At 72.9% G+C, this 12,726-nt stretch carries 14 protein-coding genes; 5 read left to right on the top strand and 9 right to left on the bottom strand.

Annotated elements, in window-relative coordinates; translation table 11 throughout:
* Positions 1 to 5 precede the first annotated feature (5 nt).
* Together ACIGXW_RS30830 and ACIGXW_RS30825 are read right to left on the bottom strand one after the other, a co-directional pair.
* Positions 6 to 1,964 carry a galactose oxidase-like domain-containing protein gene (locus ACIGXW_RS30830; protein WP_399576175.1) on the bottom strand — a complete coding sequence of 653 codons (1,959 nt, stop codon included), beginning with the start codon at positions 1,962 to 1,964 and terminating at the stop codon, positions 6 to 8.
* Positions 1,965 to 2,049: 85 nt separating this feature from the next.
* On the bottom strand, positions 2,050 to 3,879 hold the full coding sequence (locus tag ACIGXW_RS30825; protein WP_399576174.1) for a glycosyltransferase family 2 protein: 1,830 nt from the start codon (positions 3,877 to 3,879) through the stop codon (positions 2,050 to 2,052).
* 305 nt (positions 3,880 to 4,184) lie between these two features.
* Here ACIGXW_RS30825 and ACIGXW_RS30820 point away from each other — a divergent pair, with 305 nt between their 5' ends.
* The 5 genes from ACIGXW_RS30820 to ACIGXW_RS30800 all read left to right on the top strand — a co-directional run bounded on the left by ACIGXW_RS30820 (position 4,185) and on the right by ACIGXW_RS30800 (position 6,537).
* Entirely contained in the window at positions 4,185 to 4,388 is a 204-nt protein-coding gene (locus ACIGXW_RS30820) for a hypothetical protein (protein WP_104531799.1), read from the top strand.
* 5 nt (positions 4,389 to 4,393) lie between these two features.
* Entirely contained in the window at positions 4,394 to 4,744 is a 351-nt protein-coding gene (locus ACIGXW_RS30815; protein ID WP_071966988.1) for a metalloregulator ArsR/SmtB family transcription factor, read from the top strand.
* Positions 4,741 to 4,869: a DUF6126 family protein gene (locus tag ACIGXW_RS30810; protein WP_399576172.1), complete on the top strand. Its 129-nt coding sequence runs from the start codon at positions 4,741 to 4,743 to the stop codon at positions 4,867 to 4,869. The genes ACIGXW_RS30815 and ACIGXW_RS30810 overlap by 4 nt, the downstream gene beginning before the upstream one ends.
* A 251-nt stretch (positions 4,870 to 5,120) precedes the next feature.
* On the top strand, positions 5,121 to 5,501 hold the full coding sequence (locus ACIGXW_RS30805; RefSeq protein ID WP_360915351.1) for a DUF6233 domain-containing protein: 381 nt from the start codon (positions 5,121 to 5,123) through the stop codon (positions 5,499 to 5,501).
* Positions 5,502 to 5,631: 130 nt separating this feature from the next.
* Positions 5,632 to 6,537, top strand: coding sequence for a hypothetical protein (locus tag ACIGXW_RS30800; RefSeq protein WP_399576171.1), 906 nt, complete (start codon positions 5,632 to 5,634; stop codon positions 6,535 to 6,537).
* Between the two features lie 66 nt (positions 6,538 to 6,603).
* On the opposite strand, the gene ACIGXW_RS30795 is transcribed toward ACIGXW_RS30800, so the two are convergent.
* From ACIGXW_RS30795 to ACIGXW_RS30765, 7 genes are all read right to left on the bottom strand, one after another.
* Entirely contained in the window at positions 6,604 to 7,056 is a 453-nt protein-coding gene (locus ACIGXW_RS30795) for a hypothetical protein (RefSeq protein WP_399576170.1), read from the bottom strand.
* 165 nt (positions 7,057 to 7,221) lie between these two features.
* Positions 7,222 to 7,440, bottom strand: a complete 219-nt coding sequence (locus ACIGXW_RS30790; protein WP_399576169.1) for a DUF5302 domain-containing protein — start codon at positions 7,438 to 7,440, stop codon at positions 7,222 to 7,224.
* The gene (locus tag ACIGXW_RS30785) at positions 7,441 to 8,679 is read right to left on the bottom strand and encodes an MFS transporter (protein ID WP_071966989.1); all 1,239 of its coding nucleotides are present in this window, start codon (positions 8,677 to 8,679) and stop codon (positions 7,441 to 7,443) included.
* 92 nt (positions 8,680 to 8,771) lie between these two features.
* Complete coding sequence (locus ACIGXW_RS30780; RefSeq protein WP_399576168.1) at positions 8,772 to 9,941, bottom strand: PLP-dependent cysteine synthase family protein; 1,170 nt, start codon at positions 9,939 to 9,941, stop codon at positions 8,772 to 8,774.
* A 123-nt stretch (positions 9,942 to 10,064) separates the two neighbouring features.
* Positions 10,065 to 10,496: a hypothetical protein gene (locus tag ACIGXW_RS30775; protein ID WP_399576167.1), complete on the bottom strand. Its 432-nt coding sequence runs from the start codon at positions 10,494 to 10,496 to the stop codon at positions 10,065 to 10,067.
* Positions 10,497 to 10,556: 60 nt separating this feature from the next.
* A complete protein-coding gene (locus ACIGXW_RS30770) occupies positions 10,557 to 11,798 on the bottom strand; it encodes an MFS transporter (RefSeq protein ID WP_399576165.1) in 1,242 nt (413 codons plus the stop codon).
* A 25-nt stretch (positions 11,799 to 11,823) separates the two neighbouring features.
* A complete protein-coding gene (locus tag ACIGXW_RS30765; RefSeq protein ID WP_399576163.1) occupies positions 11,824 to 12,603 on the bottom strand; it encodes a hypothetical protein in 780 nt (259 codons plus the stop codon).
* Between the last annotated feature and the right edge of the window lie 123 nt (positions 12,604 to 12,726).

Raw genomic sequence — 12,726 nt, 5'->3', positions numbered from 1 at the left:
GGACGTCAGCGGATGTGCACCCAAGCCGCCCGCGACGGCGTCCCGGCCCGGTCGACGAGGAAGATCATGTACCACCCGGCCGGCACCAGCGAGGGGTCCTCGGGAATCTCCACGGCCACCGCCCCGCCCCCCGCGGCCCGCAGCGTCAGCGCGACCGACCGCTGCTCCACGTCCGTCGCGTGCGTCACCGCACTGGGCCGCATCAGCCGCACCGCGGCCACCCCCCGCCGGTCCGTGCCCGGCAGGGTGAGCGTCTCGCCCCGCGCGGCCACGAGCGGCCCCGTGCGCAGGGCGGGACGGTGGTGGCGGTAGAGGTAGGGCGGGGTGTAGACCTCGATGCGCTTCTCGAAGGCGCCCATGCGGGTGCCCGCCTTGTCCGCGAAGAGGGGGTTGGAGCCGAAGACCGCGATCCGCCCGTCGGGCAGCAGCAGCGCCTCGGAGTGGTAGTCGCGGCCCACGGTGGGATCGGCGGCGTTGCGGAAGGCCCGCTTGCGGGGGTCGTAGAACTGGGCGTGCAGGATGTCGGAGCCGCGCTTGCCGCGGTAGTCGCCGGACCCGCCGGTGGTGAAGACCTTGTCGTCGGGGGTCAGTACGGCGTTGAGGTAGCGGGTGGGCCGGGGCAGGTCGGGGCCGCGGGTGTAGCGGGGGGCCGGGGCGCTCAGGTCGGCGATCGCGGTGCGCTTGCTGGAGCGGTGGGACTCCCCCACCCCGCCGCCGCCGAGGATCATCACCTTCCGGTCCTGGGCGGGGGGCAGCAGCACGGAGGCCGAGGTCTCCGTCATGTCCCGCTCCTCCAGGCCGGGTACGGGCTCGAAGGCGTTGGTGCCCACGTCCCACAGGCCCGGTGTGCGGCCCCGGTCGGCGGGGCCGTAGCCGGCGTTGGAGCCGGAGTAGAACAGCCGGCCGCCGCCGGTGAGGAAGAGGGCGGGGTAGGTGGGGAAGTACCGGTCGGGGCCGGCGGACCAGCTGCGGGTCGCGGGGTCGTAGATCTCGTTCTTGCCGGGAATGATCTCGCCCATGTCGTCCAGGCCGGAGACGGTCAGCACCCGCCCGTCCTTCAGGGTCACCAGGGTGGGGTACCAGCGGGCCTCCGACATCGGGTCGACCGGTACGTAGCGCTCGGCGATGGGGTCGAACTCGTAGGCGTCCTTGAGCCCTTGGAAGTCCTTCTTGTCCAGGCCCAGCTTGGCGGCGAGTCCGTAGAGGTCGTGGGCGTCCTGGCCCGTCAGGCCCTGGATGCGGTACTGGTCGGCGGTGTGGGTGATGCCGTCCTCGCCCTCGGTGAGCGCCTCCACGTACACCCGGGCCTGGGCGGCGGTGACCGTGACCTTCTTCTTGACGGCCTTGCGCTTGCCCTTGTGCTTCCCCTTGCCCTTGTGCTTCTTCCCCTCGTCCTTGTCCTGCTCGGTGATGGTCTTCGTCGCGCGCGGCACGAGAACGGCCAGCTGGGAGCGGTAGCGCTTGCCGGAGGAGCCCACGAAGACGGTGCCGGCGGGGAAGGTCCGGGGGGCGTCGGGGTTCTCGTTCTTCACCAGCATCGCGCCGCCGGCCCGCCGCACGTCGCCGGTGAGCTTCTCGTAGCGCGCGGTGCCGCCGGCCACCAGGAGCCTGCCGTCGGGCAGCTGGGCGTGGCCGGCGCAGAACATGTCCTTGGGCGTGGGGACCAGCTTGAAGGTGTTGCGCACCGGGTCCCACAGGACGCTCTGGAACGTTCCGGCCCGGAAGTTCTTCTCGTCGTTGCCCGACCCGGCGATCAGCAGCACCTTTCCGGTGCGCAGCAGCGCGGCGTGGATGGCGTTGACGCGGAACCTCTCGGGCACGTCCACCACGTCCCAGTGCCCGTACCGGGCCTTGTAGGCCCGCTGGTTGATGGTGTAGGCGTGCCAGGCCCGTTCCGCGAACCCGGTGGCGGCCGGGCCGTTGGCGGCGACCAGGGCCAGTACGGCGCCGACGCCCAGCGCCATCCTGCGTTCCTTCGCGTTCGGCAGCAACCTCACCGCACCCACATCCCATCGATCGGCCAGCCCGGTCCCCTGTCCCGGATTTACGTCACAACCCCCGTCGGCGCTGCCCCACCGGCCGCGAGGCACCCGTCTCGGCATCCCCACCGGACCCGCCGGCCCCGCAGGCCCCCGTATCGCCGGCCGTCACGGCGACCGGGACGAGCCCGCGGCGCGTCAGCCACCGCTCGCGCCACAGGCCGCCCTGCCAGACGCCGAGCGGGCCGAGGGCGGTCAGCAGGGCCAGGAACGCCCAGGTCCGCATCGCGGTGTGGGCGTGGCCGAGCGTCCAGGAGGCGGTCAGCGACAGCGCGAACACCCCCGCCCACATCAGGTGGGTGCGGAAGGTCGCCATGCAGTCGGGGCTGGCGGAATCGCCCTTGGGCGTCACCACGAACCGCGAGCGCCGGCGCAGCAGCGCCTCGCCCAGGGACCGGGCGTACAGCGGCGCCGAGAGGGCCGACATCACCATGCCGGCCGCCCCGGAGGAGCCGGCCGGCTCGTGCGGGCTGACGTTGTGGCGCCGGTTCCACACGTACAGCCCGACCTGCAGGGCGGCCGCGTCGCAGTAGAGCATCAGCCACAGCGAGGACTCCACGGTGATCCCCGAGGCCCCGAGCCCGAGGAACAGCGCGCAGGTCAGGGCGCCCAGGGCCCAGTTGAGGGCGGCCATCGGGTAGTAGGCGACCATGAACAGGTAGTTCATCAGCCGTCCGGGCGGCAGGGTCCACACCGCCCGCCAGAACTGGCGCAGCAGCGTCTCGTACGTCCCGCGCGACCAGCGCAGCTGCTGGGAGAAGAAGTCTGTCCAGGACGAGGGGCCCTCGCCGACGGCGAGGACGTCGGGGGTGTAGACGGACTTCCAGCGCCGCCCGGTGGCGGGGTTGCGGCGGCGGTGGATCTCCAGGCCCGTGGCCATGTCCTCGGTGATCGAGTCGAAGAGGCCGCCGATCTGGCGCAGGACGCTGATGCGGACGCAGTTGCTCGTCCCCACGAACATGGGTGAGCCGTAGGCGTTGCCGGCCCGCTGGATCAGGGCGTGGAAGAGGAACTGCTGGCTCTCGGCGGCCTTGGTGACGGCCGTGGTGTAGTTGCCGTAGACCTGGGGTCCGACGACGAAGGCGACGTCGGCGTCGCGGAAGTAGCCCAGCATGCGTTCGAGGAAGTTGGGCAGCGGCACGTGGTCGGTGTCCACGCAGGCCATGAAGTCGTAGGCGTCGCCGTGGGCGTCCAGCCAGGCGTTGTAGTTGCCGTGCTTGGTGCGGGCGCGGAAGCAGCCGGAGGGCTGGTTCCAGCGTGCGATTCCCTTGCGGGAGAAGTGGCGTACGCCCAGCTGTGCGCACAGCCCCTTGACGTCGGGGTCGTCCCCCTCGTCCAGCAGCCATACGTCCATCGGCCCGTCGTGCTGGATCCGTACGGCGCCCTCGAGAGTGGCCCGCACCATGGACAGCGGCTCCTTGCCCGGCACGAAGCTGGTCAGGAACGCCACGCGGGTGCCCGGCTGGGCGCGGACGGGCACGGGGTCGCGGGCCACCCAGGTCGCGTGGGCGTTGGAGGCGACGTTGACCACGCGGAACAGTTCGATCAGGCCGATCGAGACGAGCATGACGGTGTCGGCGAACCGTTCCCAGTCGCTGACGTAGGGCCGGTACAGCCAGTGGTCGGGCGAGATCAGCCAGAGCAGGAGGGCCACGGAGACCAGGGGCGCGGCGGCCACCAGCAGCATGACCCCCACCCCGCCGCCGGGGCCGCGGCTGAGCAGCCGCCGGTAGCGGACCCGGTAGACGCCGTCCGGCGGCTCGGTCAGCTCTCCCGCCAGCCGGCTGAACCCGGCGTAGTCATAGCCCCCGGGACCGCTCGCATCGGTCGGCTCCGCCACTTCGGGGCCCCCGGGGCCATCGCCCGGGCCGGGGCCGTCGGGGCATTCGCGGGCCGCCGCCGGCCGGGCGTCACTCGCCGAAATCGCCACCCAACACCCCCAGCCACATGAGGACCGTTCACAGCGGAGAAAACGTAACAAAACGGACCTACGATCATGTGACAACCGCACCGAAGGCGACACCACATCACTCACACGGCCCATGGGGCGGCGACGGGCGAAAGGTGCCTTAGAATTGCAGAATTCTTCAATTCACCAGATGCGCAGGCAGTCGGTCGATCCACGATCCACGTAGGGGGCCCGCCGTGAGTGCGTTCGCCGAAGCGATGCGGGAGCGGGTGCGTGCGGCGCGCGCGGCCCTGGCCGCGGCCCGTGCGGCCGAGGACGCCTACGCGGCGGCCATCGCCGAGGACGAGCTGGACGACGCCCTCCGGCTGGCCCTCGCGCACGGCGTCACGACGGACACCGGGGACGCCACGAACGCGGCAGACGGGCAGGACGGGAGTTGATCGGCGTGCGGGTGCCGCTGTACCAGGCGAAGGCGGAGTTCTTCCGGATGCTCGGGCACCCCGTGCGCATCCGGGTCCTGGAGCTGCTCCAGGACGGGCCGATGCCGGTGCGCGACCTCCTCACCGAAATCGGCGTCGAGCCCTCCAACCTCTCCCAGCAGCTCGCGGTGTTGCGCCGCTCCGGCATCGTGACCTCCACCCGCGAGGGCTCCACCGTCGTCTACGCCCTGGCCGGCGGGGACGTGGCGGAGCTGCTCGGGGCCGCCCGGCGCATCCTGACCCAGCTGCTCACCGGCCAGGAGGAGCTGCTCACCGAGCTGCGCGGGGCCACGCCGACAGGAGCCGAACGACCATGACCCAGGACTCCGAGAAGTACGCCGAGAAGGCGATCGGCTGGCGCGTGCTGATCTACATCGTCTTCGGCCACGTCCTGGCCGGCTTCATCTGGCTGCTCTTCTACCTCGGCGCCCACGCCAAGTAACACCGCCGGCGCCCGGACCATGACCCGCCGCCGCAACCCGTGAAGCGGTATTCACGAGGACAGGTGATAACGGAATGGCCAAGAGTGGCGTAAGCAATGTATGAGGGGACGCCCACCCGGTATAGACCCGCGGCCTATGCCAGTCGGGGCACAGGGCGCCGGAGCTGCGCATCGTATGACCGGCCCACCCCCACCGCACCCGGAGGCGATTCTTCCGCTCCGGTCAACCCGCAGGTCAGCACCGTGGGCCATTGCCCGGAACCGGGGTCGCGGGCCGCACCGCGCTGCTACTGTCCGGCGGCATGGAGGAGCTCTTCACCCCTGATGAACTCGCGCGCATTGAAGCCACCGCGCAGGAGAACGGCATTTCCTCACGCGACTGGGTACGGGAGATCGTGCTCCAGCGCCTCAACGGCGAGTGGCGGCACGATCTCGAGGACGCCGTCTGGCCGATCACGGTGCACCGCCGCCCCGGCGGCACCCTCCAGGAGCTGCACCACGCGGGCTGCTGGGTGCCGCGCGGCGGGGAGGACACGGTGAGCACCGCCGAGGCCCGGCGCAAGGCGGCCGAATACGACGTCCGGTTCTGCGACGCCTGCGAACCCGAGAGGTTCCTGGTCCCCTTCGACTGACGGCCGCCGTGCCGGGCGGTCGCCGGGATCCCCTCGGAGCCCGGCACACGGGCCCAGGGCGGGGCCCGGCCGCACCCCCCATTACGCTGTCCACCGCAAGATCGTTTAGGTGGGTGGGGGAAGTACGGCAATGAGGACAGCGACGCGACTCACGGGATGGGCGACCCTGCTCGTGGGCTACGCGACCGTACTGCTCGGCGTGGTCCCGTTCCGGGAACTGCCGCCCAAGCGGTACGAACTGCAGCTGCTGGCCGCGACCGCCGCCTGCGGCCTGTGCTGGCTGCTCGCCTCATCGGTGGCACGGGCCAGCCGGCGCGCCGCGTTGCGCCGCAAGGCGTGGCGCAGGCGGTACGAACCGTGGCCCGAGCCGCGGTCCTCGCGCCTGCTGTGCTGGGTGCTGGGCTTCGGCACCGCCCTGACGAGCATGGCCGCGCTGTGCCAGGGCGTGGGCCCCGACGGCGCCGAGGGCGAATGGCTCGCCAAGGCCCACCGGGCCGGCGCCGGCAGGTACGAGCTGCGGATCGACAAGATCCTCGGTGAGCCGCGCCCCACGGACGCGGAGGTCAACGGCGCCGATGAATACGCCTCCACGATCGTCGTCACCGTCCCCTTCCTCTCCGGCCCGCGGCAGGTCACCGTGGACGCGGTACACACCAGCGGAAAGCCGGAAGCGGGCCGCACGGTCGAGCTGCTGTACGCACCGGACCGCCCCGACCTGGGGGCACGTCAGGCCCCGGACAACGACATCGGCTCGTTCGCCGGACGCATCATCGCCCTGCCGACCATCTGGATCCTGGGCCTGGCGGCCGGGGTGGTGACGGGCGTGGCCCTGTACCGCCGTGAGGCGAGCGTGCGCTACGCGCGTCGATTCGTTCCGTGGGTGCATCTGCCCGCCGCGGCGCTCCTCGCGTGCGGGGCCGGGCTGGTCACGCCACTGCTCGTCGGCTTCCCCGCCACGGGCACGGGCTGGTGCCTGGCGGCCGGGGCCGCCGCCACGCCGTGGCTCGCACTGGCCTGGGTGGCGAAGGCGAGCTGACGCCCCGGCGCACGACCGCCCGGCCCCGAGGGGACCGGGCGGGGTGTCGCACGCCGTGGGCGGGCGTCAGGCGCGACGGCGCTTGAAGGCCCGGCGGATCAGGAAGATCGCCAGCACGATCAGCGCCACCACGAACAGGGTGCCGAGGATCATGACGATGAGCAGGGCCTTGCCGAGCTTCTTGAAGAAACCCTTCTTCTTTTTCTTCTTCTTGTCCTTGGCCAGCGTCCGGTGCCCGTCCTTGCCCTTGGCGAGCGTCCGGTGCCCGGCGGTGTCCCGGTGGTGCGGCGCCGCCGCGACCGACGCGGAGCCGTCGGCGCCGCCGGTGGCCGCCACGCCCGTGCCGGCCGCTTCCGCGACGGTGGCGTGCTGTGCGGTGCCGGCCACCGGGTACGCGCTCGCCGCCGAGGCCGGCGTGGCCAGCAGGGCGGTGCCCAGAACCAGCGCGATGACGGCGGACACCCGGCGGGCCAGGCGTCCTCGGTACCGCTGTCGGTCGTGCTTCTGCTCGTTGTTCATCCGCGCCCCCTGTGTCGGTGCTCTGACGGTTCGATGCTCCGCAGGTCGCGGGGCGCACCCATTATCCGCACACGCGCACCGCGCCCAGCAGGGCGCATACCCGCGGTACGCGAGACCGGGCACAACCGGGCACGATGTCCGGTTCCGTACGCCCGGTCCCGGTGCTCAGCCGCTCTTGCGACGGAACGAACGCTGCCCGCCGGCCTTGCCGTGGGTGCCGTGGATCTTGGATCCGTCGCGGTTCGCCCCGCTCGCCGCGCCGTCGGCCGCCTTGCCCTGCTTACGGGCCAGCGCCTCACGGAACTTGCGCTTCACCTCGTCCTCGGGGACGCCGGCGCCCTCCGCGGCCTGGCCCGCACCCTGTGCCGCTGTGTCCTCCGTCATTTAAAACCTCCTGGTCATCGCGGTGTTCGCCACAGCTTCGCACAGATCCGGCGCGGCCAGTCGTCCGGAACGGGACAGCGCCAGGACCGCCCCCGCGCAGGCCGCCCCGGTGGCGGTGAGCGCGAGCCACACCAGCCAGAGCGCGTCCTGCCGCAGTGCGAAGTCCCACAACGCCCCCACGCCGAGGTTGCCGAGGGTGATGCCCAGCCCGGAGACGGTGTTGTAGAGCCCGTAGTGGGTGGCGACCAGGCGCTCGCCGGAGAGGGAGACCACCGTGTCCATCTCGAAGGGATAGACCACCGCGCCGCCGGCGGCCAGCAGCACCACCGCCACGGCCAGCGCGGCGAGCGCGCCGACCGTCGTGACGGTGCCGCCGCCCATGGGGACGGCGGCCAGCGGCAGGAATCCCAGGCCCATGGCGGCCAGCCCGCGCACCAGCGCCTGGGAGGCGGTCCAGCGGCTTCTGGCCCAGCCCGTCAGCCGCAGCTGGCCCAGGACGGCCACCGCCGCCGAGACGACGAAGAGCGCGCTGGTGGCCTTGGTGCCCGCGTCCCCGAGGGCGGCGCCGGCGGCGAGCGGGAGGGCCAGGTAGACCTGGAAGGTCAGCACGTACGAGCCGATCATGGCGACGGAGAACAGCAGGAACGGCCGGTTGGCGACGACCGTGCGCCACTGCGCCAGCACCCCCTCCCGCTGCCGGCCGTCCGTGCCGCCGCGGCCCGTCGCGACGGGCAGGGCCCGCCACTGCAGCACGGTCAGGCCGGCGAAGATCGCGGCGGCGACCGTGCAGACCAGCCGGAAGTCGGCCGCCAGCAGGGCCAGTCCGGCCAGCGGGCCCAGCAGCATCCCCGCCTGGTAGTAGACGTTGAACGTCGCGAAGGCGGCCACGCGCCGGTCGCCGGCGGCCGTGGCGATGCAGGCGCGGACGGCCGGGTTGAACAGCGCCCCGGCGAAGCCGGTGGCCGCCGAGGCGACGATCAGGGCGGGCAGGGCGTCCACCCAGCCCAGCAGGGCGAACCCGGCCGTGCGCAGCACGCACCCGGCCAGGATCGGGGCCTTGTAGCCGTAGCGGTCGGCGAGGGTGCCGCCGATGAGGAACATCCCCTGCTGGGAGAGGTTGCGTACGCCCAGCACCAGGCCGACCGCCCAGGCGGCGAGGGCGAGGTCGCCGCTGAGGTGGGCGGCGAGGTAGGGCATCAGCATGTAGAAGGCGAGGTTGATGGCGAACTGATTGACCATCAGCAGGCGGGCGGCGGGCGGGAAGGTGCGCGTCTGGCGCCAGAGCGAGGTGAGCCCGACGGCCGCCCCCTCCCGCGCGGCCGGTGCCGCCGTCACCGGGCCGCTCCCGCCGGGGCGTCGCCGGCGCCGGCCGGGGTCCGCGTGAGCGGGTCGACGACGGTCTCGCACACCGTCCAGCGGGTGACGACCCGTTCGGCGGGGTGGGCGATGCGGTCGGGTACGGGCGCGGGGGCGCCGTCCAGGAGGTGGTGGCGGCGGCAGTAGTCGTCGTCGAAGACCGTGCCGGCGTAGCGCTGCGGTCCGTCGGGGAAGACCGCAGCGATCCTGGTCTCCGGGGGCAGGGTGGCGGCCAGGTGCCGGGCGACCAGGGCGACGGCCCCCACACTCCAGCCACCGGTGGCGTACCGGGAGCGGGCCAGGGAGCGGGCCGCCCAGACCGCTTCGGGCGCGGCGACCCAGTGCACCTCGTCGAAGAGGCCGTAGGCGACGTTGCGGGGGTAGATGCTGCTGCCCAGTCCGCGCATCAGCCGGAGTGCGGCGGGCTGCCCGAAGATCGTGGAGCCGGTGGAGTCCACGCCCACCACACGCAGGGCGGGGAAGTAGCCGCGCAGCACGGAGGCGATGCCGGCGGAGTGGCCGCCGGTGCCCACGCTGACGACGAGGGCGTCGATCCGCCCGAGCTGGGCGATCAGTTCGTGGGCGAGGGTGCGGTAGGCCGTCACGTTGTCGGGGTTGTGGTACTGGTCCGGGCACCAGGCTCCGGGGCGGGCGGCGAGGAGTTCCTCCACGCGCTCGCGGCGGGCTTGCTGCCAGCCTCCTACGGGGTGGGGGGTGGCCACGAGGTGGACTTCGGCGCCGTAGGCCCGCAGCAGGCCGATCATCATCGGCTCCATGCCCGGGTCGGTGACGACGGTGACGGGGTGGCCGTGGGTGACGCCGGCCAGGGCGAGGCCGAGGCCGAGGGTGCCGGAGGTGGACTCCACGATGGGCGCACCCGGCAGCAGGTCCCCGCGTTCGCGGGCGCGGGCCACCATGTGCAGGGCGGTGCGGTCCTTGATGCCGCCGGGGTTGCGGCCTTCGAGCTTGGCCCAGAAGCCGCGGCCGGGTGCCGCGAACGGCTCGCCGACCCACAGCAGGGGGGTGTCCCCCACGAGGCCGGCCGGGGTGCGGGCGGGCAGGGCGGCGGCCGCCGTGAGACTGGCCGGGGAGGTGGGGGCGGCCGGCGCGGTCGTCGTCGAGGGGGTGGGGCAGAGTGAGGTCATGGCATGGCTCTCCCGCGGCCGGTACACCGATGGAGGTGGAGCGGTACGGGCCGCGTTGACGGGAAACGGGCGGGGGATCCGGTCGGGCGCACGCGCGGCTTCGCCGGCGCGGCGCGGCCCGTCCTACGTCCGCCAGACCCCCAGGGCCGCCCTCAGCCGTCCGGGATCGCCCGCGGGGGCGGGCGCCGACCCGTGCGTATCGGAGGGCAGGGCCGGGCGGCAGCCGTCCGTCCCGGTCTGCGGGAGGAGGTCGGCTCCGGTCGCGGTGGGCAGGTCCTGGCGCGGGGCGGCGACCCCGGCTTCGTTGGCCTCCGCGCATTCCCTCGGCACGTCCTCGCCGGAGCCCCGCAGGGCGACCGGCCCCGGCCCCCGGTCGGGGGGCGCCGGTGCGGCGAGGGGCAGGGAGTAGGAGCGCTCCTGGTTCGGTGGCGGCTGGCCGTGCGCACAGCCCATCACGTGCGCCAGGGCGACGAGGACGACGAGGAATGCCGAAGCGACCCGGGACCTGGAGCGTGGTCCCCGGGGGAGCGTCCGAGCCGTCACCCATGCCGTCACAGTGGTTACAGTAAGCACGGCGCCGGATAAGGCCCGGGTAAAAGGAGTTACCACGTCCTCTTACCGGACGCCCTTGCGCACCAACGGGGTTGAGGCGGCGACGACCGCCGCGAGGGTCCACCACATGGCGGGGTAGCCCAGCAGGTCGTGCACGAGGCCGAGCAGGGGCGGGGTGGCGACGATCGCGAGCTGGTTGGCCGCCATGGCGGTGCCCAGCGCGAGGCCGACCCGGTCCGGCGGGCAGGACTCGCTCACGTGCGCGACCCAGGGTCCGTACCAGCCGAAGCCGAAGAAGCCGAGGCAGGCGGTGAGGGCGATGACGGGGCCGGGCCCGGCGGGCAGCAGGGGCAGGGCCAGCAGGGCGGCGGCCGTGGCGAGCATGCTCACGCGGATCCACGGCAGCCGTCCCCTGCCGGTCCTGTCGCTGGCGGCGGCCAGGGCGATGCGGCCCGCCGCGCCGATGCCCTGAACGCCGAAGAGCACGAACGCGCCGCGTGTGAGCGGGATTCCGTGGTGGTCGCGGAGGTAGAGCATGAGGTAGGTGGTGATGCCGTACTGCGCGGTGACCAGCACCGTGCCGCTGACGACGATGCCCGGCATGGCGGGGCGGCGCAGCTGCTCGACGAGGCGGGGCCACAGCGGCCGGGCCGGCGCCGGGCCGCCCCGGCCCGGGGCCCGGCGGTGGACCGCGACGAAGACCGCTCCCCCGGCCAGGGACACGGCGGCGGCGAGGGCGAACGCCGCGTGCCAGCTGTGGGCGTGGGCCACGGCGGGCATCGCGAGGGCGGCGGCCGCGCCGCCCAGCGGCAGGCCGGCCTGGCGGATGCCCATGGCCAGCCCCCGGTTGCCGCCGGGGAACCACAGGGCCACGGACTTGCTGCCGCCGGGCTGTGCGGTGCTGTAGCCGATGCCGAGGACGAACAGGCCGGCGAGGACGAGGGCGTAGCGGTCGGCGAGCGCGGCCAGGGCCAGCCCGCAGGCGACCACGACGGCTCCCGTCCCCACGATGGCCCGTTCGTCGTGGCGGTCCAGCAGGTGACCGACTATCAGCAGGGCGATGACGGGCGCCGCTCCGGCGACCGTGACCAGCAGGCCGACCGCCGTGCCCGTCAGGCCGAACGCCTCCTGGAGGAAGCCGGCGAGGGCGCCGAGGCCCTGCATGGCGAACGAGGACGTGGCCTGGGCGAGGGTGGCCGCCGCCAGCACCGCCCAGCGGTAGCCGTGCGCCGGGCCGGTCGGCCGGGGCGCCTGCCCGCGCGCCGCCGCCCTCGCCGGCCCGGCTGCCGTGGCTCTCCTTCTCATGGTCGCCGTGCGCGCTCCGGCCGCCTCACCGCAGCACCGGTACGAGGTCCTCCATCACGGCCGCCTTGGCGCGCAGATAGGCCCGGAACAATTCCGTCGCGGCCTCCGTGTCCGGCGCCGTCCCCGATACCGCGCAGTACCGCTCCACGGCGTCCGTGGCGTGCCGGAAGTGATTGGTCTCGGTGCCTCCGGTGTGCACGGTGATCCATGCCAGGACCTTTCGGGCCTCGCCTGCGGGGAATTCCAGATGGGCCGGGAGCCATTCCTGGAACATCGGGTGAATGAGCTCTACCTCACCATGGGTGTAGACCTCATGGATGAGTGTGTGCAGCAGGCCGGTGAGCAGGTTCCGCTCGCGCAGCCGCTGTTTTCCGAGGCGGGCGCGGAACTCCCGGGCGGCGGCCGAGCGGTAGCGCAGCAGCTGCCAGGAGTCGTCGCCGCAGACGGCGGTGGCCATGCGGTGGTAGAGGTCGGCGTGGAGGATCTCGCCGCGGGCGCCGAAGTCCTCGTCGGTGATGCGCTGCAGGCTGTCGACGACGCGGTAGTGGGCGAGCTGCTCGGCGTCGCCGGGCAGCTCACGGGCCTTGAGGGTGATGCGGCAGGCCAGTCCGGAGACGCTGGCCGCGGAGTTGTTGGTCTGGGACCAGCTCTGGAAGAAGCGCTTCAGGTGCTCCGGGTCGTGCGGCTTCGACGTGAGGAGGACGAAGCTCTCCTCGATGGTCCGCAGGGCTTCCCTCTCCTCGGTGAATGCCGAGGAGAGGGAGGTGCGCAGGGGTCCGGCCGGCATCTCGTTCAGTACCGGCATGACAATATGCAGAAGCGCGGGATCGGTTGATGCGGCATTTCCGAGCGATACTGCGGAAGCCTGAGCCATCGGCTCTTCACCTCTTCACACGGGAGCTGGTCTTCGATATCGCTGGCATACGCA

The organism is Streptomyces sp. NPDC053079 (assembly GCF_044546695.1).
In the GTDB taxonomy this organism is placed as follows: Bacteria; Actinomycetota; Actinomycetes; order Streptomycetales; family Streptomycetaceae; genus Streptomyces.
Note: the sequence above shows the minus strand (reverse complement) of the source record. Positions and strands in the feature narration are given on the sequence as shown.